Below are 19,634 nucleotides of genomic sequence, written 5' to 3'. Positions count from 1 at the left end.
TGATGCTTGGCATGGCGCGCCGTTGACAAACACGGCGCGCCGCTACAAGTGCAATATGCGCCCGAGAACCGCCAAAAACCTGAAGTTTTCCGATGACCTATATCGTCACTGACGCCTGCATTCGCTGCAAATATACCGACTGTGTCGAAGTCTGCCCCGTCGACTGCTTCTACGAGGGCGAGAACATGCTGGTCATCCATCCGGACGAGTGCATCGATTGCGGCGTGTGCGAGCCGGAATGCCCCGTCGAGGCGATCAAGCCCGACACCGAGGACGACCCGGACAACAAGTGGCTGGAGGTCAACACGGTCTACGCCAATAAATGGCCGAACATCACCGTGCGGAAAGACCCGCCCGAAGACGCCGAGAAGTTCGATACCGAAACCGGAAAATACGAGCGTTTGTTCTCTGAAAAGCCCGGAACCGGCGACTAGTCTCGCCCCTCAAGTCACGTCCTGCGGCTTTACTTGAACCTTTCCGCATTGCGGGAACGGATTGTTTTTTATCGTTTTTGTGATATAGTCCCCGGATGTTCGCCCCGCATCTGACCCAATTTGGTCTCGCAACGCGGGGCGTTTCGTCTTGGCAGCTTCCGAACGAAACAGAATTGCGACCCATTTTACGCCGCAATGCTTGACGCTTCGGCGCGCCATCTCGGTCAGAGCCGCCCGGGAAACGGGCTATGGGGCTTGGTGCATAAGAGAGTTTTATGAGCAAGAAAACAGCCGACAACGATAACAAGTTCGATGAGGGACAGCACATCGTCTATCCCTCGCACGGCGTGGGCGTGATCACCGGCCGGGAAAAACAGACCGTGGCCGGTTTCGATATCGAGGTCTATGTGATCTCGTTCGAGCAGGACAAGCTGATCCTTCGCGTTCCGACGAACAAGGCCACGCAGGTGGGCATGCGCCCGCTTTCGAACACCAAGGTCGTCACAGAGGCCATGAAAACGCTCAAGGGCAAGGCGCGCGTGAAGCGGACCATGTGGTCCCGCCGCGCCCAGGAATATGAAGCCAAGATCAATTCCGGCGACCTGATTTCCATTGCCGAGGTCGTGCGCGACCTGCATCGCGGCGACGACCAGCCGGAGCAATCCTATTCCGAGCGTCAGCTCTATGAATCCGCGCTGGACCGCATGGTTCGCGAAGTCGCCGCGGTTGAGGAAATCAACCACGACAAGGCGCAGGAAAAGCTGACCAAGACGCTGGCCAAGCGCGCGGAAGCCAACGCCGCCGCGTAGAATACAGCGCCTTCAGGTACTACGCATATTCATGAAAAACGCCCGGCCACTGCGCCGGGCGTTTTTAATTATGGCTGAAAAGTGAACCAGCGCCCCCTCCCGCGCGTAAACACATCTGAAACAGATGACCGCAGCGACGAGAGCGCCATGGCTTCCACCGCGACGCGTACCGCAGATCCCGACCGCCGTATGATCCGCAAGGCAATGAACACGCCGATGCTGGAGGCGGATGAAGAACTGGCTCTGGCGCGATCATGGAAAGAGAGTGCGGACGAAAAAGCCCTGCACAAGCTCACCGGCGCCTATATGCGGCTGGTCGCGGCCATCGCCGCGAAATTCAAGCAATATGGCCTGCCCTATGGCGACCTCGTCCAGGAGGGCGCGGTCGGCCTTATGCAGGCGGCCGAACGGTTCGACCCGGACCGCGGCGTGCGTTTCTCCACTTACGCATCATGGTGGGTGCGGGCCTCCATTCAGGACTATGTTCTGCGCAACTGGTCCATCGTCCGCACCGGCACGACCTCCGCCCATAAATCGCTGTTTTTCAATCTGCGCCGTCTGCGCGCCCAGATCGGCGACACGGACGAGCTGCTTTCCAGCGCCTCCCGCGCGAAAATTGCGAAAGAGCTGGGCGTCAGCGAGGACGACGTGGAGTTGATGGCCGGCCGACTGTCCGGCGCCGATCCGTCCCTGAACGCCCCGCTGGGCGGCGAGGACGGCGACGCGGCGCGGCAGGATTTTCTGGTCGACGACAATGAGAGTCCCGAAGACACCTATATGTCGGTCCATGACTCCGTTTGGCGCAATGACCGCCTGCGCTCGGCCATGGAGCGTGCGCTGAACGAGCGCGAACGCTTCATTATCGCCAAACGCCGCCTCAACGAGGACGGCGCGACCCTGGCCAAGCTGGGCGATATCCTGAATCTTTCCAAGGAACGGGTCCGTCAGATCGAGGCGCAGGCCTTCTCCAAACTCAAGAAGGCCCTGACCGAAGAGGCCGATCCGCGCGAATCCGGCTTGATCCCGGCCGCCTAGTCCAGAATCTCGATCTGTTCGGGATGGTCCACCGTGATCATCGGCCCGTTGCGCGGCTCCACCCAGCCGCGCACACGCAGACGCGCGCCTGACAGCGCCGCGGGGTCAATGCCCGTGCCCTCGAACCGCGCCAGCGAGTCCTCATGGATCGCCACGGTAAAATCGGTGCGGTAATCCAGTCCGAAATTCAGATAGGTCCATTCGCGCACTTCGGCGGTTTCCACCACAATCCCCTCGACGATCTGGAACGTATCCAGATGTTGCGCCAAACCGTTCGTGTCCGGCGCCCGCACCATGAATGCGCCGCTGCCCCAGTGCCCGCGCCCGGCGCGCCGCGCCTCCGCTTCCAGCGCCTGCAAAGCCCGCGCATCGCCGGAATCCCCGGCCACGGACTCCGCCAGCAGCCAGCCCCCGCGCACCATTTCTCCCTGCGCCCAGCGTTCCTCTTCTCCCGCGATATAAAGCTGCGCCACGGCTCGGCCGTAACGGTCCCGCGCCGGCCCGCCCTCGCGCAGCAAAACCGTTTCGCCCTCCGCCAGCGCCTCCAGCGCCGCCCGGCTGGTCTCGCGCTCCGCCAGCTCTTCCGGAGCGGCCACACCCGCCAGCCGCACGGTCAGCCCGGTCTCCAGCTTCAGCGTCACCGGGCTTTCCACCGATGTCACGCGCCCGGTTTCCGCCGCCTGCCGCGCCGCGTCCGCAGCGCCGCAGGCCGCAATCGCAAACAGGCAGATCGGCAAAAGGACGGCTTGAAGTCGGCGGGTCATGGGGCGCACAATCGGCCGGACCGCGACAGGCGCGCAAGAGGGCAACGCGAAAATGGGCCAATTCACAATCGACCTCTACTGGTCCTTCCGCAGCCCCTATTCCTATCTGGCTGTGAAACAGCTCGCCCCGCTGCGCCGGCGCTGGGATTTCGACATCCTGCCGCGCATCGTCCTGCCTATCGCCGTGCGCGACCCGGACCTCTACGCGAAAAACATCAATCCGGTCTGGATGACCTATACGCTCACCGATGTTCCGCGTCTGGCGGAAATGCTGGGCCTGCCCATGGCCATGCCCGATCCCGACCCGGTCGCCATAGACCCGGCCACCGCCCAACCCATGGCCGACCAGCCCCATATCCACCGCCTCTCCCGCCTTGGCGCGGCGGCGGCCGAGATGGGCCGCGGTCTCTCCTTCATTGATGAAGTCTCAAGCCTGATCTGGTCGGGCCAGCCCTGGACGCAGGATGACGCCCTGGCCGACGCCGCCGCCCGCGCGGGCCTGGATCTGGAAGAACTGGAAAAGCGCGTCACCGCCCACCCGGACCGTTTCGATATCCTGATATCCGACAACCAGAAGGCGCTGGAGGCCGCCGGTCACTGGGGCGTACCCACCATGGTCTATGACGGCGAGCCCTTCTTCGGCCAAGACCGCATCCCCGTCCTGATGTGGCGCCTGCGCCAGAAGGGGATGAAAGAGCGGGTTGCTTAAACCCGTTTCAGTTCCGCCGGAACCAAGTGGCTCCCCGGTGCGTGAATACTCCAACAGAACCACGGGAGCTTATGTCATGGCAAAAGATCACGGCAACCAGATCAAAGATGACGAGAAGTACGAGGAGTTACGCGACGAAGGCTATTCCAAGGAAGCCGCTGCGCGCATCGCCAATGAAGGCAAAAGCGGCTCTAAAAAGGGCGGTAGCCAACCGCCATACGAAGATTGGACCATCGACGACCTTCGCGAGCGCGCATCGGAACTGGATATAGATAACTATTCCGAAATGAATAAAGGCCAGTTGATCGGCGCGCTGCGCAGCCGCTAGAAAAATGCTTCAGGTATTTATCGATGGCGTAAATCCGCTCTGGAACATCTTTGTTTCATCGGTCGGGCTCTATTTCTCGCTGATCATTTTCATCCGGATCAGCGGCAAACGTTCGACCTCGCAAATGAACAATTTCGACTGGCTGGTCACCGTTGCCTTGGGCTCCATCGTGGCATCAGGCATCGTTATAGAAAATGTCAGCCTCAGCGAATCCCTTTTCGCTGTGGTCCTGCTTCTGATGCTTCAATTCTTTGTCACGCGCACAGTCTTCGGCTCGCGGCTCGTCTCTCGTGTCGTAAAGGCTGAGCCACGGGTGCTCATGAAGGACGGGGAATTCCTGCGTGAGGCTATGAAGGCCGAACGCGTGACCGAGGATGAAATCCTCAGCGCAGTCCGAAGCCACGGTCTTCTGTCACTGCAAGAAATTCAATACGTGATCCTCGAAACGAATGCCTCGTTCAGCATCATATCGCGCGATGCGGCGGAAGCGCAGGAGACCCGCCATTCATCAGTGCAATCGCTGGCGTCCTGACAAAAAAGACGTGGCGACCCCGGCTGGATTCGAACCAGCGGCCCCGGGATTAGGAATCCCGTGCTCTATCCTCCTGAGCTACGGGGTCGCATGGCGATGCCTATAACAGCGGCGCGCGAGACGGGCCATAGGGGCGAAACGCCGCTTTTGCATTCGCCCGCCGCGCCTCTACCATGGCTGTAACAATATAAACGCCGTTCCTGATGGGGGTTCGCCAATGACTGTTCGTTTCGCCGCCGCGTGTATCGCCGCGCTTTCCGTTTCCATGTTCGCCGCCCCGGCTTCCGCGCAACCGGCCGAAACGGAGGCCGCCCCGGATACCGCCGCCATCGGCGGCGGCGGGCGCCCCGTGGGGCCGGCCTGGTCGCGCAGCCCGGTCATCGCCGAACACGGCATGGCCGCCACGGCGCAGCCGCTGGCCAGCCAGGTCGCCATCGACATTCTCAAGCGCGGCGGCTCGGCCGTGGACGCCGCCATCGCGGCGAACGCAGCGATCGGCCTGATGGAGCCGACCGGCAACGGCATCGGCGGCGATCTGTTCGCCATCATCTGGGACCCGGAGACCGAAAGGCTCTATGGCCTCAATGGCTCGGGCCGCGCCGCTCTGGGTCGCGACATCGAAGAAATGCGCGCGGAGGCCGCCGCCATCGTGGGCGAAGGCAACGGCATCCCGCCGCTCGGCTCCCTTCCCGTCACCGTCCCCGGCACGGTCGACGCCTGGTTCGAGATGCATGAGCGCTTCGGCAAGCTGGAAATGAGCGAAGTTCTGGCCCCGGCCATCGGCTACGCCAATGACGGTTTCCCCGTCTCCCCCGTCATCGCCTTTTACATGCAGTATAATCTCGCCCGGTTTGAAGAGAACCTCCCCATGATGGAGGAGTTCGACAATGCCCGCGCGACCTATTTTGAGGGCGGCGCGCCCGAGGCCGGCGAAATCTTCTCCAATCCTGATCTCGGCAATACGCTCTCCCTGATTGCAGAGGGCGGCCGCGAGGCTTTCTATGAGGGCGAGATCGCCCGCACGATCGACGCCTATATGAAGCGCATCGGCGGCGACCTCAGCTATGAGGACTTCGCCGCTCATGAGAGCGAATGGGTCGAGCCCGGCTGTGTCGATTATCGCGGCGGCTATGCGCTGTGCGAACTGCCGCCCAACGGTCAGGGCTTCGCCGCGCTTCAGATGATGAACATCCTGAAGAATGTCGACCTGTCGCAGTGGGAGCGCGGCTCCCCCGAAGTGATCCACTACATCACCGAGGCCAAGCGCCTGGCGTTCGAGGATGTCGCCCGTTTCTACGCGGACCCGGACTTCTCGCCCGCCCCCGTCGACTGGCTGCTGTCGGACGCTTACGGCCAGGAACGCTTCGCCCTGATCGACCCCGAAAAGGCGGCCTCCGAATTCACCCATGGCGAACCGCCGATGATCGAACCCAAGCTGGAGAGCGACGGCGACACCACCTATCTCACCGTCGCCGATTCCTCGGGCATGATGGTCTCCCTGATCCAGTCCAATTATCGCGGCATGGGTTCGGGCCTCGTGCCGGACGGTCTCGGCTTCATGCTGCAGGACCGGGGCGAACTGTTCAGCCTCGAAGACGGCCATCCCAACGTCTATGAGCCGGGCAAGCGCCCCTTCCACACCATCATCCCGGCCTTCGCGATGAAGGACGGCCAGCCCTGGATGAGCTTCGGCCTGATGGGCGGCGCCATGCAGCCGCAGGGTCACGCCCAGATCATGGTCAATCTTGTCGATTACGGCATGAACCTTCAGGCCGCCGGCGACGCCGCCCGTCTCAATCACAGCGGTGGCAGCGCGGTCACCTCCATCCACGGCGATCCGCTCGGCACGCTCCACCTGGAAGCCGGCATTCCGGACGCCACCGTCGAGCGCCTCCGCGCCATGGGCCACAATGTCGAAATCGTCTCCGATGGGCTCATGTTCGGCGGCTATCAGGCCATCACGCGCGACCTCGAAACCGGCGTCTATACCGGCGCCACCGAGATGCGCAAAGACGGCATCGCCATCGGCTATTAAGGGATAGAGGACGGAATTTCCCGTGGAAGTTCGCGCCCCCTACCCCGCCGCGTCGATAACTTCCAGAAACGCCGCGCCGTAGCGTTCAAGCTTCTTGCCGCCAACGCCGTGGATGCGGCCCATGGCGGCCAGAGAGGACGGGCGCTCGGCGGCCATTTCGATCAGAGTGCGGTCGGCGAACACCACATAGGCCGGCACATTGGCCTCCCGCGCCAGCTCGGCGCGAAGCCCGCGCAGCGCCTCGAACAATTCGCCGTCGCGGCTGGAAAGTTCGGGCGAGGCGGCGCTGGCCGTCCGCTGGCGGGCGGGTTTCGCGCGCAGCCGTTCTTCACGCAGACGCACGATGCGTTCGCCGCGCAACACCGCCGCGCCCTTCGCGGTCAGGCGCAGACCGCCATATTCGCCGATATCCATTTCGGCCAGACCGGCCGCGTAAACCTGCCGGATCAGGCCCATCCATTGCGTTTTCGGCCGGTCCGAACCGGCGCCGAAAGTGGGGATCGCATCGTGGTTCCAGCGCCGCGCCGCATCCGTGTCCTTGCCCGTCAGAACGTCTGCGATATGGGCCGCGCCGAAGCGCTGACCGGTGCGGTAGATCGCCGACAGGATTTTCTGCGCCTCAATCGTCCCGTCGAAGGACCCGGTCTCGCTCTCGCAAAGATCGCAGTGGCCGCAGGGTTCTTCCAGCGTATCGCCGAAATAGGCCAGCAGCGTCTGGCGGCGGCACTCCGGCGCCTCGGCCAGCGCCAGCAGCGCGTTCAGCTTCTGGCGCTCCAGCCGCTTCTTGTCCTCGGAGGCGCCGCTTTCGTCGATCTGACTCTGGCGCAGCTTGATATCGCCCCAGCCATACAGCGTCAGCGTATCGGCGGGTAGGCCGTCACGGCCCGCGCGCCCGATCTCCTGATAATAGGCCTCGATGGTCTTGGGCAGCGCCGCATGAGCCACGAAACGCACGTCCGGCTTGTCCACGCCCATGCCGAACGCCACGGTCGCGGCCATCACCACCGCGTCCTCGCGCACGAAGGCGTCCTGGTTCTCGCTGCGCTCGGCGGCGTCCAGACCGGCGTGATAGGGCAGCGCCCGCACCCCCGCGCCGCGCAGCGCCTCGGCAATCGTCTCGGTCTGCTTGCGGGAGGAGCAATAGACGATCCCGCTCTCTCCCCTGTGCCGTCCGGCCAGATCCAGTATCTGCTTCGTCGCGTTCTGCTTGGGGGACATCGCCAGCCGCAGATTGGGCCGGTCGAACCCCTGCACGAAAATCTTCGGCGGCCGGGAAAACAGCTTGGCCGCAACATCGTCGCGCGTCGCCGCATCGGCCGTGGCGGTCAGCGCCATCACCTGATTGGCCTCGATCGCGGTTCGCGCATCGCCCAGCGCCGCGTATTCGGGCCGGAAATCATGTCCCCATTCGGAAACGCAATGCGCTTCGTCAATCGCCAGCAGGCCGACGCCGCACTTGGCCAGCCGCGCCTGCGTCCCCGGCCCGGCCAGACGCTCCGGCGACACATAGAGCAGCCGCAGCGAGCCATCGTTCAGCGCGTCCGATATGCGCTCATTCTCTTCGGGCTCATTGGCAGAGTTCAGCGCCCCGGCCTCCACGCCATAGGCGCGCAGCGCGGCCACCTGGTCGCGCATGAGCGCAATCAGCGGGGAGACAACAACGGTCAGCCCGCCGCGCGCCAGCGCCGGCAATTGATAGCAGAGCGACTTGCCCCCGCCCGTCGGCATGACGGCCAGCACGTCCTCGCCGCGAAGGACGGCGCGCACGATCTCTTCCTGCCCGGGTCGGAAGCCCGCGAAGCCGAACACCTCATGAAGAATCGATTCCGGATCACGCATGCCCTCGCGTCTAGCGGCGTGCGGCCCGCGAGGCAAAGCGCCAAAGCGTCACCAGGGCAGTTCCTCGCCGCGATAATCGAAGAAGCCGCCGGACTGTTCAGGTCGTAGCGCATCAATAACCATCAGAAGGTCCGCAGCCGCGGTTTCCGGCTCCCGCACGTTCAGGCCCGACTTGGCGAACGGCTGGGACAGTTTCGTGTCCACCGTGCCCGGATGCAGCGCCGCGATCACCGCCGCCTTGTTCCGCCGCTTCAATTCGACAGACGCGGTCTTCACGAACTGGTTCAGCGCCGCCTTGGAAGCGCGATAGCTGTACCAGCCGCCAATCCCGTTATCGCCGATGCTGCCGACCTTGGCCGACAGGCTGGCGAACACGGATTTTCCTTCCTTCGGCAACAGGGGAAGCATGTGCCTGATCAGAAGCGCTGGGCCAAACGCGTTGATGCCGAACGCCTTTTCCATATGGGCGAGATCAATCTCGCTCCAGCTTTTCTCCGGGGCGAACGCTTCATCATGCAGAAAGCCCGTGGCGTCGATGACCAGGCGGATATCCGCGCCGCTTTCGGCCAGTCCGGCCGCGGCGCGTTCAATACTGGCGGGATCGGTCAGATCCAGTTTCGCTTCGCCGGAACGGCTCAACGCGATCACCTGATCGAACGCTGGAGACGCTTCTAGGGCGGCGGAAAAAGCGCGGCCGATGCCGCCGCTCGCGCCAACCACCACGGCGGCGCCGCCTCTGGGAAAAGAAGAAAGACTCATGCCTGCCATGCAGGCAGAACTATGGCGCGGCCCCGCCCCGGCAAGGCGCTCGCCCGCTATATGTCAGGCTTGCCGCGCAGGAATTTCTTGTGGGCGTGCTGCTTCTTCGCATCCAGCCGCTTTCGTTTCTGGGACGGAGTAACCCCGGTGCGTTTACGCTTCTTGGGCGGCTCGGCGGCCCGCGCGACCAGCTCGTTCAGCCGGGCCAGCGCGTCAGCGCGATTGCGCGCCTGTGTGCGGTGCGTGCGGGCCGTGATTACCAGCACGCCATCCTTGGTCATCCGCTTGCCCGCGATCCGCCGCAGGCGCGCAAATACCGGGGCCGGAATGGAGTCGGAGCCTTTGGCGTCGAAACGCAGCTGCACCGCCGTCTCGACCTTGTTGACGTTCTGCCCGCCGGGACCGGAAGCGCGAACGAACGACTCCTCGATCTCCGACTCGTTAATGCGGATATGCGGGACGGGCTCAATCATGTTCGCCCGCCAACGCCCGCCGCATCAGCTCCGTGTCCGCCAGCATTTCCTCGAAGCCCGACCAGTCATCGTCCCCGGCGATTTTCGCCCACAGCGCGGCGTGGTCTTCGTAGACCAGCGTGCAGGGATGGCCGCGTTTGAAATAGATATGATTGAGGCGATCCCGGTCCTCGGCGGCGTGACTATCCAGTTGCGCGCGGAACGCATCGAACGCCTCGCCCTGATAGCGCGCCGCTTCCGGGCTTTCGGCGGCGCGGCGTTCGGATTCCTTGCCGCAATACCAGTCATAGAAAAACCGCTCCCACGGCGCCTGGCTCTCGCGCAGGAAGGCCAACAGGGACTGAAGCAGTTTCGTATCGGCCTCTGCGCCAGCGCTCAGCACGCCCAGACGCTTCAGGAAGGCGGCGCGGGTTTCGTCCTGATAGGCGTCGGGGAAGACGTTCAACGCCTCGACCAGCGGTTTCGTATCTTCGACGATAGCGCTGAGGCAGGCCGCCAGCTGCTGCATCGTCCAGAACACCGAATCCGGCTGCCGCGCATAGGCGTACAACCCGCTTTCGTCGAAATAGGCGGCGGTGAAACCGGGCTCATAATAGGGCAGGAAGCGCCAGGGACCGTAATCGAAACTCTCGCCCGTGACGTTGAGATTATCGGTGTTCAGAACGCCATGGACGAACCCTGCGGCCATCCATTGCGCCGTCAGGCGCGCGCTGCGGCGAACCACATTTTCCAGAAACGCCGCGGCGCGGTCATCGCCTTTCCGGTCTTCCAGCTCGGGATAATAAGCGCTGATGCAGTGATCCAGCAGGGCCTGAATGCGCTCTGGAGATTCCTCAAACGCATGGCGCTGGAATGTACCGATGCGGATATGGCTCCAGCCCAGCCGGGTCAGCACGGCGGAACGCGCCGGCGAGGGCTCGTCATGCCGGACCAGTTCCTCGCCCGTCTCGTAGAGCGCGAACGGCTTGGACGTTTCCACGCCCAGCGCCTCCAGCCTTTGCGCCGCCAGCACTTCCCGCACCCCGCCCTGCAGCGTCAGGCGTCCATCGCCGCTGCGCGACCAGGGCGTCTGGCCCGATCCCTTGGTGGCCAGGTCCAGAAGCCGGTCGCGGTCATCGCGCAATTGCGCGTAAAGAAAGCCTCGTCCGTCGCCGATATCGGGATTGTAATGCCGGAATTGGTGGCCGTGATAACGCAGCGCCAGCGGCTGGCCCAGATTATCCTCAAGCGGCTCGAAACGCGCGAAATGCGCGCGCCATTCATCGTCGGTCTGGTCGCCCAGCCCGACGCGCCGCGCCCAGCGGTCATTGCGAAAGCGCAGCCGCTCCTCTGGGAAGACGGCCGGCTTCACTTCGTCATGAAAGCCCTCCCCCAGCTCCAGAATGCGCGGGTCGGGCCGATAATCGGAGACAATATCGCTCATGGGGCGGACATGGCCGCCCGCACGGCTCAGTGCAAGCTTTTCCCGGCCCGGCGATCGAGACGGCCTTCGATCGCGTCCACAATCACCGCCCGCAGCGCGCGCCACGCCTCGGCGCGCGGCTCGTCGCCCAGATCCTCCATCTCCTCCACCGCCTGGGTGGCGTAAATGCAGGCCTGCGCGCCGTGGCGGTCGACAAGAAGATGGGCGATCTGGGTGAGGTCTTCAGCGGTGATCTGGGACATTTGGGGTCAGGCTCCGGTTGGAAGGTCAGTTTTGCCAGATAGCGGAGCAAGCGGAATGCCAGAGCCAAGCTGTTGTAATTATTCGAAATTAAGTATGACGCGGACGGATTTGCCGGGCAGGAAACACCCTATGCGGCGTTCAGTTCCGCCCCGTAGCCCTCCTCGGCCAGCCAGCGGCGCTCGGCTTCCGTCAAAGCGCGGCCAAGCACAGCGTTGCGCGTCGGAAAGCGGCCGAATTTTTCAATGATGTTCAGATGCGCGCGGGCATGACGGGAATTGTTCTCATCGCCCAGCCGCTCTGCGTAAAGCATCACGCTTTCGGCCTGCGTTTCCGCATCCTCGGCGTGCATGAAGGGCGTATAGAAAAACTGCCGGACCGGCCCCTCTATTTCCAGATCCCGGTTCGCGCCGACAATGCGGCGGGCGGCGGCCAGCGCCAGCGGGTCATGTTTCCAGCTTAGCGCGAGGCCGCGATAGATATTGCGCGGGAACTGGTCCATCAGGATGCACAGACCCAGCGCCGCCTCGGCGTCGTCTTCCCCCGGATGCGGCCCCGCCTGAAGCGCCGTCACGGCCGCCGAAATCCGGTCGCCAAATCGGATGGCGATTTCCGCGTCGAACACCGGATCGGACAGAAACCAGGCCTGCGGCCCCGCCGACCGCCAGAAGGCCGCAATGGATGTCAGGTCAGAAGCGGAGATTGCCGCCATTGATCGCCTCGTAGGCCGGCCCGTCCAGCGGCTCGTACCGCCCGGTTTCCGGATCAAGATAGAAGAGAGGCTCGCCCACTTTCACCGGATCGAACCCGTCTTCCTTCAAATCCTTCTTGCGGTATTTGAACGTGCCGGTCGTGTCCGGCTCCGTCCGCAGGCGCAGGAAGATGGGGCGCGCATAGGCCGGCAGGTCTTCCTTCAGGCGGAGCATCAGGGAATCGAGGTCGAAATCATCGCCGGTCGTGATCGCCGCCATGCCGGCGCGGCCGTCATAGCCAGGAACCTTCACGCCATACACGACGGCCTGCTCGACGCTGTCCAGAACGCCGATCGCTTCCTCCACCTCGCTGGTGGCGACATTCTCCGCCATCCAACGGTAAGTGTCGCCGATCCGGTCGATGAAATAATAATTGCCCAGCTTGTCGCGCTTCATCAAATCGCCCGTGCGGAACCAGGCGTCGCCGGGCTCGAACACGTCGCGGAGGATTTTCTTCTCCGTTTCTTCCTTGTTGGCGTAGCCATCGAAGCGATAGCGCGGATCGCCCGGCTTGATCTCGCCAATCGCCTCGCCGACCTCGTCCGGCTCAACCACGATGGCGTGGCCTTCCGCGTCGCGGACCGGTTCGCTGGTTTCGACATCGTGGCGGATCAGTTCGATATTGAAGCGGCTCTTGAGATAGGGCGCGACGCGGCCGATGGAGCCGGGCTGGCCGCCGACATTCAACAGCGCCACATTGCCCTCGGTCGCGCCATAGAATTCCACGATGAATTCGATGCCGGTGCGCTTGACGAAACGCGTCCAGACATCGGGGCGAAGGCCGTTGCCGATGGCGCAGCGTATCTGGTGCTCACGTTCTTTCGGGGTGGAGTCCTGCGCCATCAGGAAGCGGCACAGCTCGCCCACATACATCAGGATTGTCGCCTTGTAGCGGATGGCCTCATCCCAGAAGCTTGAGGCGGAGAAACGGCGGCGAACAATGACCGCGCCGCCCGCCATGATCGCCGTCCCGACGCCGCACAGCCCGCCCGTGGCGTGATAGAGCGGCAGGACCATCATCACCCGGTCTTCGTCATTGGACCGGGAGGCGACGGCGAACGTGTTCATGTAGGTCAGGACCCGCGTATGGGTCATGCGGGCAACCTTGGGCAGCCCCGTGGTGCCGCTGGTGAACATTTTCAGACAGGTGTCTGCCGCCTTCTCGCCCGCCCTGCGGTCGCGCGCGGGACGGTCATCCGGCTGGCCTTCCAGCGCCTCTTCAAAGCTGCGGCCCGGGCAATCCCCGCATGCGAACCAGTCGGTCGGCATGTCTTTCAGTTCGCCGCGCGCGGACTCGAAATTGTCCTGCAGGTCCACGTCCACGATGATGTGTCTGGCCTCGGCGATTGTGATCGTGTGGGCCAGCGATGACCCGAACAGCTGATTGTTCAGCAGCGCGCCGACCACGCCGACCTTGGAAAGCCCGTACCAGATCGGAAAATATTCGATCCGGTTCTGCATATAGATCGCGACCGTATCGCCGGGCTTCAGGCCCTGCGCCACGGCCCAGTGGGCGACGCGGTTCGCATAGGCGTCCATCTCCGCATAGGTCCAGACCGTATCGTCTTCCATCAGGGCCGGCCGGTCGGCGTGACGGTCCACGGACTCCTCGATCTGGTCGACGGTCAGCAAGTCCGGATCGCCCTGCACCTTGCTGACCCGCTTGAGAATGCGCGCCAGGCTGGTGATGTATTTGACCTCGCGGGAGACCGCGCCGAACAGACCCATTATTTCCTCATTTCCCGGAAGATATCGCAACAGACCGAACTTATCGGGGGCCGTTTAACCGTCAATGAAATGACGCCGCGCACCCCGCGCCTTTATGCCTCAGGCAAAACATTCAGAGAGAAAATCGCGCATCGCCTTCCAAGCCAGATCCGCCGACTTCTCGTTATAGACCGTGCCGAGATCCGGGTCGTTGGCGTTGGGATTGGTGAAAGCGTGCATGGTGCCGCCATAGGCGTGCAGCCGCCAGTCCGCCTGCGCCTCGCTCATTTCCTTTGCGAAACCGACCACCGAATCCGGCTCCGCCATCGGGTCGTCCCAGCCATGCAGGGCCAGAACCTTCGCCTTGATCCGGTCGGCCTTGCCGACCTCCGGCGCGTTGAACAGGCCGTGGAAGCTGATGACGCCGTCGACGTCCTCGCCCGTGCGGGCGATATCCAGAACGCACAGGCCGCCAAAGCAGAAGCCGATGGCCGCGACATGGTTCTGGTCCACGTCCGGCATGCCGCGGACAAGGTCCAGCGCCGTTTTCAGGCGATCCTGAAGCATGGCGCGATCTTCCAGGAATGGGCCCATCAGCTTCTGGTTTTCCTCGACGCTGGAACCCAGAACGCCCTTGCCATAGAGATCCAGCGCAAAGCCGGTATAGCCCAGCTCCGCCAGGTCCCGGGCGCGCTCATTCTCGAATTCGCCCCGGCCGGCCCATGCGTGGGAGACCAGAACGGCGGGGCGCGGACCGGGCACGGAATCGTCCCAGGCCTTGAAGCCCTGCAACGCCGTTCCCTGATGTTCGTAATCGACGGTTTCGGTCTGGATGGTCATCTCGGCGTCGCCTCCTCGCGTTTACAAGTTCGAGGATAATAATGGCGTGCGCGGGCGGCGCGTTCCACCGGCAAGCTGTCAGAAAAAAAAACGGCCCCGCGCGAAGCGGGGCCGGAAAAGAAAAGTCGCTAACCGACGACGGGAATGCCCGTGGTCTGAACGGACTTTAACAAAATTGAACATAACCGCAAGGATTAATCTCGGTTAATAAATCTCTGATTCAAAAGAATAGCGCGGAAATCCGAGACATTCACGCCCGTTGGGCCAGTAATAATTTTGTCCCCGAGGTCGTCAAAAAGACTTGCACTGTCGAATCCCGCCAACATGGCGGCGGGGTCCAGTCCGGCCTCGACCGCGCGCGGCAGCGTCGCCGGACCGACATAGGCGCCCGCCCCTTCCGCCCGGCCATCCAGCCCGTCCGTATCCGCCGCAAGGGCGAATATGCCGGGGGCGCGGTCCAGCGCGAGCGCCAGGGCGAGCGCGTAATGCGTATTGGGCCCGCCCCGCGCGCTCCCGGCGGGCGCAGGCGCTGTCACCTCGCCGCCCGAGAGCAATAATAACGGGCCCTCGGCCGCCGGAATCGCGCGGATTTTGTAGGCGTGATCGCGGGCGACCGTTTCCGCGTCGCCCTCAATCGCCTCGCCCAGTATTTCAACATTGACGCCCGCGCGCTCCGCCGCCCGCGACGCTGCGGCCAGCGCCTCGCGCGCCGATCCGATAAGGCGCACCGGGCCACGCGCCGCCTCGCCCTCCGCCTGCGCTGGCCATCGCGCCGGCGGCGGCACATTCCACCGCCGTAAAATCGCCGCCGGGTCCCGCGCCGGTCCCGGCACGGTCGGGCCGGAGGCGACCAGCGCCGGGTCGTCTCCGGGCACGTCCGAAATCACGAAGGTTGCGAGGCGGGCGGGACAGGCCGCTCGCGCCAGGCCCCCCGCCTTGATGTCAGACAAGACGCCGCGCACCGCGTTCAGATCGCCGATCGGCGCGCCCGCCGCCATCAGGGCGTTCAGCAAGTCCGCCTTTTCTTCCCGGGCCACACCCCGCGGCGCGCACCAGAGCGCCGAGCCGCCGCCGGAAATCAGGGCAATCAGGAGATCGTCGGGGCCGAGCTCTGCGGCCTGGTCCAGCGCCCGCCGCGCGGCGGCGGCGCTGCGCGCGTCTGGAACCGGATGCCCGGCGGTCTCGACGCGTATGCGGCGGAGCGGCCGTTCATGGCCATCGGGCACGACGACCTCACCCGACAGCTCGCCCGGCCACAGGGCCTCCAGCGCTTCGGCCATCAGGGCGGAGGCTTTGCCCGGCCCAGAACCAACGTGCGCCCCTTTGGCGGTTCCGGCAGACAATCGCCCATGCGGGCGGCCGGGTTCACCGCGTCCAGCGCGATCGCCAGAAGGCTGCGCAGAAACCCCCGCGGATCTCCGGGGTCCAGCGAAGCGGCGTTACTCGGCAGCGTTTTCCTCATACGTCATGGCGTGGCGCATGGCGTGGAAGATATAGTTCTGCTCCACCACGCCGGTCAGCAAATGCGCCCACGGCCCCTTTGCATAGATGGGAACGTCGTCGCCAGTATGGGTTTCGGAGCCCGAAGGGACCAGCGCCTGTTGCCGGAAGTCCTTGTCCCGGACATCGACATCGGACAAATCGGGGCGTTCGCCGTCAACCGCGCCCGGACCATTGGCGTAGCCGAGCGTGGTATAGGGCTTGCCGTCCTGCGCCTTGATGAGGGCAGCGGGCGTTGCGGCGAGGCCAAGGATGGGATTGCCCCGCGCCGGATAGCCGGAAATCGTCAGGGTGTGGCCATGATCGGCCGTGACCACGATCAGCGTCTCCGCCGGATCGACTTTTGACAGCGCCGTTTCCACCGCCTTTGAAAACGCGACGGCGTCCGTCAGGGCGCGATAGGCGTTTCCGGCGTGATGGGCGTGGTCGATGCGTCCTCCCTCCACCATCAGGAAGAAGCCGTCCTCGTCCGTGGAAAGAATATCTATCGCCTTGGCCGTCATTTCCGACAGTGACGGCTCTCCGGCGGGGTCGTCCGCGCGGTCGGCGTCATATTGCATGTGGCTTGGCTCGAACAGGGCCAGAACGCGCGGCGCGCCGGCCGCATCCAGCGCATCGAATTGCTCGCGATTCCAGACATAGGCGCCATTTTCGCCAGCCTTTTCGACCCATTCCGCCGTCAGGTCGCGGCCGTCCAGCCGGTTGCCGAATTCGCCCTCATGTTCCGGGTCGGCCATGTCCTCCGGCAGGAAGCCGGCCCGGCCGCCGCCCATCGCTAGTTCCAGACCGTCGCCGGCCGGCCATTCGATCAGCTGACGCGCAATGTCCGGGCAGGATTCGCGCAGGCCTTCCGGCACGTCGTCATCCGACTCCCAGTCGCGTTCCGGAACGTGGGCATAGACCGTCGCCGGGGTCGCGTGGGTAATCCGGGCGGTGGAAACCAGGCCCGTCGCCTTGCCCGCGGTCTCGGCGATTTCAGCCAGGCTTTGCAGGCGGTTCGGCGCATCCGGCCCGCAGTCGGACGGCTGGGCGTCCAATGTGACATTGATCATGCCGCTGCGAGTTTTGGAGCCGGTCATGATGGCTGTCGCGGTGGCCGCGGAATCAGAGACCTGGAAGTCATGGGAATAGGTTTTGGACAGGCCCGTATAAGGGAATTTCTCGAACGACAGCGCGTTGGATTCGCCGTCAACGCCGCGCAATTGACCGTCGAGGATGCGCGCGGCGGTGGCGGTGGAAATGCTCAGCCCGTCGCCAACGAACACGATCACATTCTTCGCGCGGCCCGTGACCGGGATCCGGGCAAGACGATCGGACAGCGCCGCGCGGGCGTCCGCGGCGTAATCCTGCGGCGGTTCGGCCGGTTGGCCGGCGATGGCGGCTGAAAGTAAAAGCGTGGTCAGCATTGGCCGATTTCCATGCGGTCGGTTTGGGTTCGGACCTCGCTAACAAGGGTTTATGACGCTTTGGAATCAGCCTCCTGCAAAAAGCAGCGGAGTCAGCCAGTAGGCCAGCAGGGTAATAATCGCGATCCCGGCCAGATTGCCGAAGAATCCCGCCTTCACCATTTGCGGCACGCGAATTTCGCCGGAGGCGAACACCACCGCGTTCGGCCCGGTCGCGACCGGCAGCATGAAGGCGCAACTGGCCGCCATGGCGACCGGGGCCGCGATCAGAACCGGATCGGCGCCCGAAGCGGCGGACAGCGCGGAAAAGACCGGAATCAATGCTGACACGGTGGCGATATTGCTCATCATCTCGGTCGCGAAGATCACCAGCGCGGTCAGCGACAGGATCAGCAGGATCAGCGGCCAGGCCCCGACGGCGGACATTTCGCCGCCCAGCCACGCGGCCAGGCCGCTGGTTTCGATCAGCCAGGCCAGGCTCATCCCGCCGCCGAACAGGATCACCACGCCCCAGGGCAGGCGCTCCGCCGTCCGCCAGTCCAGCAACGCCTCGCCCCGCCCCTCGCCCGACGGCGTCAGGAAGAAGGCCAGCGCGCCGATAATGGCGATTCCCGCATCGGTCAGCCCGCCAAGACCGGGGATGCTTGTCAGTACATACTGGCGCGTCATCCAGGCCAGCCCGATAAAGGCGAACAGGATCAGCACACGCCGCTCCGGCGCGCGCATGGGGCCGAGCGCGGACAATTCGGTATTCACCGCCGCGGCGGCTTCCGGCGACGGCGCGCCCGGCGGCGAGAAAACCCGCGTCAGCACGAACCAGAGCACCGGCACCATCAGCGCCACCACCGGCACGCCCAGCCCCATCCATTGCGCAAAGCCGATGTCCCGCCCTGTCTCCTGCAACCATCCGATGACCAGAAGATTGGTCGGCGTCCCCACCGGCGTGCCCAGCCCGCCCACGCTGGCGGCATAGGCCAGGCCAAGAAGCAGCGGCGGCGCCAGCAGGGCCGCCTTTTCGCGCCCCGCCGCCATGGCGACGCTGAGCGCGATGGGGGTCATCATGATCGTGGTGGCGGTGTTGGATATCCACATGGACAGCAAGGCCGCGGCCAGCATGAATCCGAAGATCAGCGCCTTGGGCCGCGCCCCGAAACGGGCGACGATATTCAGGGCGATACGGGCGTGCAGGTTCCAGCGCTGGATCGCCATGGCGATGATGAATCCGCCCAGCAGCAGGAATACTGTCGAGCGCATATATTGCATCGACACGTCATTGACCGCCGCGATCCCGGCGACCGGCGCCACGGCCATGGGCAGCAGGGCCGTGGCGGGAATGGGAATGGCCTCCGTCGCCCACCACACCGCCATCAATACGGCCAGCGAGACAACAGCCCAGCCGTCCCGGGAGAGCCCCTCGGGCGGCGGCAGGAACTGGAGAAGAAGGGCGAGCGCGAGGCCGAGAAACAGGCCGATCAGTTGCGGCGCCCGCGCGGCGGGAGAATCGCTGGCTTGGGCGGTCATGGGCGCAGCTTAATTGCGCCAACACGCGCGGCAAGCTGCACCTGCTAAGAGGTCAGCGCCCGCACCTTGTTTGCCAGCTCGTCCGGGTCGAACGGCTTTTCCACGATCGTCGCGTTCGCATACCGGGCGCTCAGTCCTTCGGGACGGTAGCCGGTGATGAACACGACGGGGACATTTTTCCCGATCAGAGTGTCGGCGATCTCGAAACTGGACGCGCCCTCGACATTCACGTCCAGCAGCGCGATGTCGAAATCGTGGTTTTCGACCAGTTGCAAACCATCGGCGATGCTTTCCGCGAGGTCAGCGTCAAACCCGATCTCCGTCAGGATATCTTTCAAATGCAGGGCAATCAGAAGTTCGTCCTCGAGCACGAGGACTCGCTTGCGCGAAACGATCAAATCAACCCCCAAAAAATATTGTCCCCGCGCCCCAGCTAGAGGAGGCGGGGGGCGGCGTCATTAACCTGCGTCAAATTACCTGACGTATTATTGTATGCGTGCAAATGGTGCCCGGAGCGAGACTCGAACT

20 protein-coding genes and 1 tRNA gene are annotated in these 19,634 nt (G+C 64.1%); 7 read left to right on the top strand and 14 right to left on the bottom strand.

The window, feature by feature from the left end:
* Window positions 1-92: 92 nt before the first annotated feature.
* From fdxA to L338_RS00345, 3 genes are all read left to right on the top strand, one after another.
* Window positions 93-434 carry a ferredoxin FdxA gene (fdxA, locus tag L338_RS00355; protein ID WP_022696366.1) on the top strand — a complete coding sequence of 114 codons (342 nt, stop codon included), beginning with the start codon at window positions 93-95 and terminating at the stop codon, window positions 432-434.
* 275 nt (window positions 435-709) lie between these two features.
* On the top strand, window positions 710-1,243 hold the full coding sequence (locus tag L338_RS00350; protein WP_022696365.1) for a CarD family transcriptional regulator: 534 nt from the start codon (window positions 710-712) through the stop codon (window positions 1,241-1,243).
* 147 nt (window positions 1,244-1,390) lie between these two features.
* Window positions 1,391-2,278: an RNA polymerase factor sigma-32 gene (locus L338_RS00345; protein WP_022696364.1), complete on the top strand. Its 888-nt coding sequence runs from the start codon at window positions 1,391-1,393 to the stop codon at window positions 2,276-2,278.
* On the opposite strand, the gene L338_RS00340 is transcribed toward L338_RS00345, so the two are convergent.
* On the bottom strand, window positions 2,275-3,042 hold the full coding sequence (locus L338_RS00340; RefSeq protein ID WP_022696363.1) for a thermonuclease family protein: 768 nt from the start codon (window positions 3,040-3,042) through the stop codon (window positions 2,275-2,277). The two genes, L338_RS00345 and L338_RS00340, sit on opposite strands and share 4 nt — an antisense overlap.
* 52 nt (window positions 3,043-3,094) lie before the next feature.
* Between L338_RS00340 and L338_RS00335 the strand changes: the two genes are divergently transcribed.
* From L338_RS00335 to L338_RS00325, 3 genes are all read left to right on the top strand, one after another.
* A complete protein-coding gene (locus L338_RS00335; protein WP_027068132.1) occupies window positions 3,095-3,751 on the top strand; it encodes a 2-hydroxychromene-2-carboxylate isomerase in 657 nt (218 codons plus the stop codon).
* A gap of 76 nt (window positions 3,752-3,827) precedes the next feature.
* The gene (locus tag L338_RS00330) at window positions 3,828-4,079 is read left to right on the top strand and encodes a DUF7218 family protein (protein ID WP_022696361.1); all 252 of its coding nucleotides are present in this window, start codon (window positions 3,828-3,830) and stop codon (window positions 4,077-4,079) included.
* A gap of 4 nt (window positions 4,080-4,083) precedes the next feature.
* A complete protein-coding gene (locus tag L338_RS00325) occupies window positions 4,084-4,611 on the top strand; it encodes a DUF421 domain-containing protein (protein ID WP_022696360.1) in 528 nt (175 codons plus the stop codon).
* An 11-nt stretch (window positions 4,612-4,622) separates the two neighbouring features.
* Here L338_RS00325 and L338_RS00320 read toward each other — a convergent pair.
* Window positions 4,623-4,699 (bottom strand) — tRNA-Arg (locus tag L338_RS00320).
* 129 nt (window positions 4,700-4,828) lie between these two features.
* Between L338_RS00320 and L338_RS00315 the strand changes: the two genes are divergently transcribed.
* A complete protein-coding gene (locus L338_RS00315) occupies window positions 4,829-6,646 on the top strand; it encodes a gamma-glutamyltransferase family protein (RefSeq protein ID WP_022696359.1) in 1,818 nt (605 codons plus the stop codon).
* 39 nt (window positions 6,647-6,685) lie between these two features.
* Here L338_RS00315 and recQ read toward each other — a convergent pair whose 3' ends face one another.
* The 12 genes from recQ to L338_RS00255 form a co-directional block, all read right to left on the bottom strand.
* Complete coding sequence (recQ, locus tag L338_RS00310; protein ID WP_022696358.1) at window positions 6,686-8,485, bottom strand: DNA helicase RecQ; 1,800 nt, start codon at window positions 8,483-8,485, stop codon at window positions 6,686-6,688.
* 48 nt (window positions 8,486-8,533) lie between these two features.
* Entirely contained in the window at window positions 8,534-9,244 is a 711-nt protein-coding gene (locus L338_RS00305) for an SDR family NAD(P)-dependent oxidoreductase (protein ID WP_022696357.1), read from the bottom strand.
* 56 nt (window positions 9,245-9,300) lie between these two features.
* Window positions 9,301-9,717 carry an alternative ribosome rescue aminoacyl-tRNA hydrolase ArfB gene (gene arfB, locus L338_RS00300; RefSeq protein WP_022696356.1) on the bottom strand — a complete coding sequence of 139 codons (417 nt, stop codon included), beginning with the start codon at window positions 9,715-9,717 and terminating at the stop codon, window positions 9,301-9,303.
* On the bottom strand, window positions 9,710-11,140 hold the full coding sequence (locus L338_RS00295) for a protein adenylyltransferase SelO family protein (RefSeq protein ID WP_022696355.1): 1,431 nt from the start codon (window positions 11,138-11,140) through the stop codon (window positions 9,710-9,712). The genes arfB and L338_RS00295 overlap by 8 nt, the downstream gene beginning before the upstream one ends.
* Window positions 11,141-11,166: 26 nt before the next feature.
* A complete protein-coding gene (locus L338_RS00290) occupies window positions 11,167-11,382 on the bottom strand; it encodes a hypothetical protein (protein WP_022696354.1) in 216 nt (71 codons plus the stop codon).
* A gap of 128 nt (window positions 11,383-11,510) precedes the next feature.
* Window positions 11,511-12,092 (bottom strand): DUF924 family protein, encoded by a 582-nt coding sequence (locus L338_RS00285; RefSeq protein ID WP_022696353.1) that lies wholly within the window; start codon window positions 12,090-12,092, stop codon window positions 11,511-11,513.
* Window positions 12,070-13,860, bottom strand: a complete 1,791-nt coding sequence (locus L338_RS00280) for a long-chain-acyl-CoA synthetase (RefSeq protein WP_022696352.1) — start codon at window positions 13,858-13,860, stop codon at window positions 12,070-12,072. Before L338_RS00280 ends, L338_RS00285 begins: the two co-directional genes overlap by 23 nt.
* Window positions 13,861-13,959: 99 nt before the next feature.
* Window positions 13,960-14,679, bottom strand: coding sequence for a dienelactone hydrolase family protein (locus tag L338_RS00275; RefSeq protein ID WP_022696351.1), 720 nt, complete (start codon window positions 14,677-14,679; stop codon window positions 13,960-13,962).
* Between the two features lie 194 nt (window positions 14,680-14,873).
* Complete coding sequence (locus L338_RS00270; RefSeq protein ID WP_206740758.1) at window positions 14,874-15,959, bottom strand: glycerate kinase type-2 family protein; 1,086 nt, start codon at window positions 15,957-15,959, stop codon at window positions 14,874-14,876.
* 159 nt (window positions 15,960-16,118) lie between these two features.
* On the bottom strand, window positions 16,119-17,585 hold the full coding sequence (locus L338_RS00265; protein WP_022696350.1) for an alkaline phosphatase: 1,467 nt from the start codon (window positions 17,583-17,585) through the stop codon (window positions 16,119-16,121).
* A gap of 66 nt (window positions 17,586-17,651) precedes the next feature.
* Window positions 17,652-19,106, bottom strand: a complete 1,455-nt coding sequence (locus tag L338_RS00260) for an SLC13 family permease (RefSeq protein WP_022696349.1) — start codon at window positions 19,104-19,106, stop codon at window positions 17,652-17,654.
* Window positions 19,107-19,150: 44 nt separating this feature from the next.
* Complete coding sequence (locus L338_RS00255) at window positions 19,151-19,477, bottom strand: response regulator (RefSeq protein WP_051122655.1); 327 nt, start codon at window positions 19,475-19,477, stop codon at window positions 19,151-19,153.
* Window positions 19,478-19,634 lie beyond the last annotated feature (157 nt).

Source organism: Euryhalocaulis caribicus (assembly GCF_000412185.1).
Lineage (GTDB): Bacteria > Pseudomonadota > Alphaproteobacteria > Caulobacterales > Maricaulaceae > Euryhalocaulis > Euryhalocaulis caribicus.
The sequence above is the reverse complement of the archived record's forward strand: the minus strand, read 5'-3'. Positions and strand labels throughout refer to the sequence as shown.

Excerpts from the sequence above, each read along its gene's own strand:
- fdxA (WP_022696366.1), top strand. The coding sequence starts at position 93 with ATGACCTATATCGTCACTGACGCCTGCATTCGCTGCAAATATACCGAC.
- L338_RS00350 (WP_022696365.1), top strand. The coding sequence starts at position 710 with ATGAGCAAGAAAACAGCCGACAACGATAACAAGTTCGATGAGGGACAG.
- L338_RS00345 (WP_022696364.1), top strand. The coding sequence starts at position 1,391 with ATGGCTTCCACCGCGACGCGTACCGCAGATCCCGACCGCCGTATGATC.
- L338_RS00340 (WP_022696363.1), bottom strand. The coding sequence starts at position 3,042 with ATGACCCGCCGACTTCAAGCCGTCCTTTTGCCGATCTGCCTGTTTGCG.
- L338_RS00335 (WP_027068132.1), top strand. The coding sequence starts at position 3,095 with ATGGGCCAATTCACAATCGACCTCTACTGGTCCTTCCGCAGCCCCTAT.
- L338_RS00330 (WP_022696361.1), top strand. The coding sequence starts at position 3,828 with ATGGCAAAAGATCACGGCAACCAGATCAAAGATGACGAGAAGTACGAG.
- L338_RS00325 (WP_022696360.1), top strand. The coding sequence starts at position 4,084 with ATGCTTCAGGTATTTATCGATGGCGTAAATCCGCTCTGGAACATCTTT.
- L338_RS00315 (WP_022696359.1), top strand. The coding sequence starts at position 4,829 with ATGACTGTTCGTTTCGCCGCCGCGTGTATCGCCGCGCTTTCCGTTTCC.
- recQ (WP_022696358.1), bottom strand. The coding sequence starts at position 8,485 with ATGCGTGATCCGGAATCGATTCTTCATGAGGTGTTCGGCTTCGCGGGC.
- L338_RS00305 (WP_022696357.1), bottom strand. The coding sequence starts at position 9,244 with ATGAGTCTTTCTTCTTTTCCCAGAGGCGGCGCCGCCGTGGTGGTTGGC.
- arfB (WP_022696356.1), bottom strand. The coding sequence starts at position 9,717 with ATGATTGAGCCCGTCCCGCATATCCGCATTAACGAGTCGGAGATCGAG.
- L338_RS00295 (WP_022696355.1), bottom strand. The coding sequence starts at position 11,140 with ATGAGCGATATTGTCTCCGATTATCGGCCCGACCCGCGCATTCTGGAG.
- L338_RS00290 (WP_022696354.1), bottom strand. The coding sequence starts at position 11,382 with ATGTCCCAGATCACCGCTGAAGACCTCACCCAGATCGCCCATCTTCTT.
- L338_RS00285 (WP_022696353.1), bottom strand. The coding sequence starts at position 12,092 with ATGGCGGCAATCTCCGCTTCTGACCTGACATCCATTGCGGCCTTCTGG.
- L338_RS00280 (WP_022696352.1), bottom strand. The coding sequence starts at position 13,860 with ATGGGTCTGTTCGGCGCGGTCTCCCGCGAGGTCAAATACATCACCAGC.
- L338_RS00275 (WP_022696351.1), bottom strand. The coding sequence starts at position 14,679 with ATGACCATCCAGACCGAAACCGTCGATTACGAACATCAGGGAACGGCG.
- L338_RS00270 (WP_206740758.1), bottom strand. The coding sequence starts at position 15,959 with ATGGCCGAAGCGCTGGAGGCCCTGTGGCCGGGCGAGCTGTCGGGTGAG.
- L338_RS00265 (WP_022696350.1), bottom strand. The coding sequence starts at position 17,585 with ATGCTGACCACGCTTTTACTTTCAGCCGCCATCGCCGGCCAACCGGCC.
- L338_RS00260 (WP_022696349.1), bottom strand. The coding sequence starts at position 19,106 with ATGACCGCCCAAGCCAGCGATTCTCCCGCCGCGCGGGCGCCGCAACTG.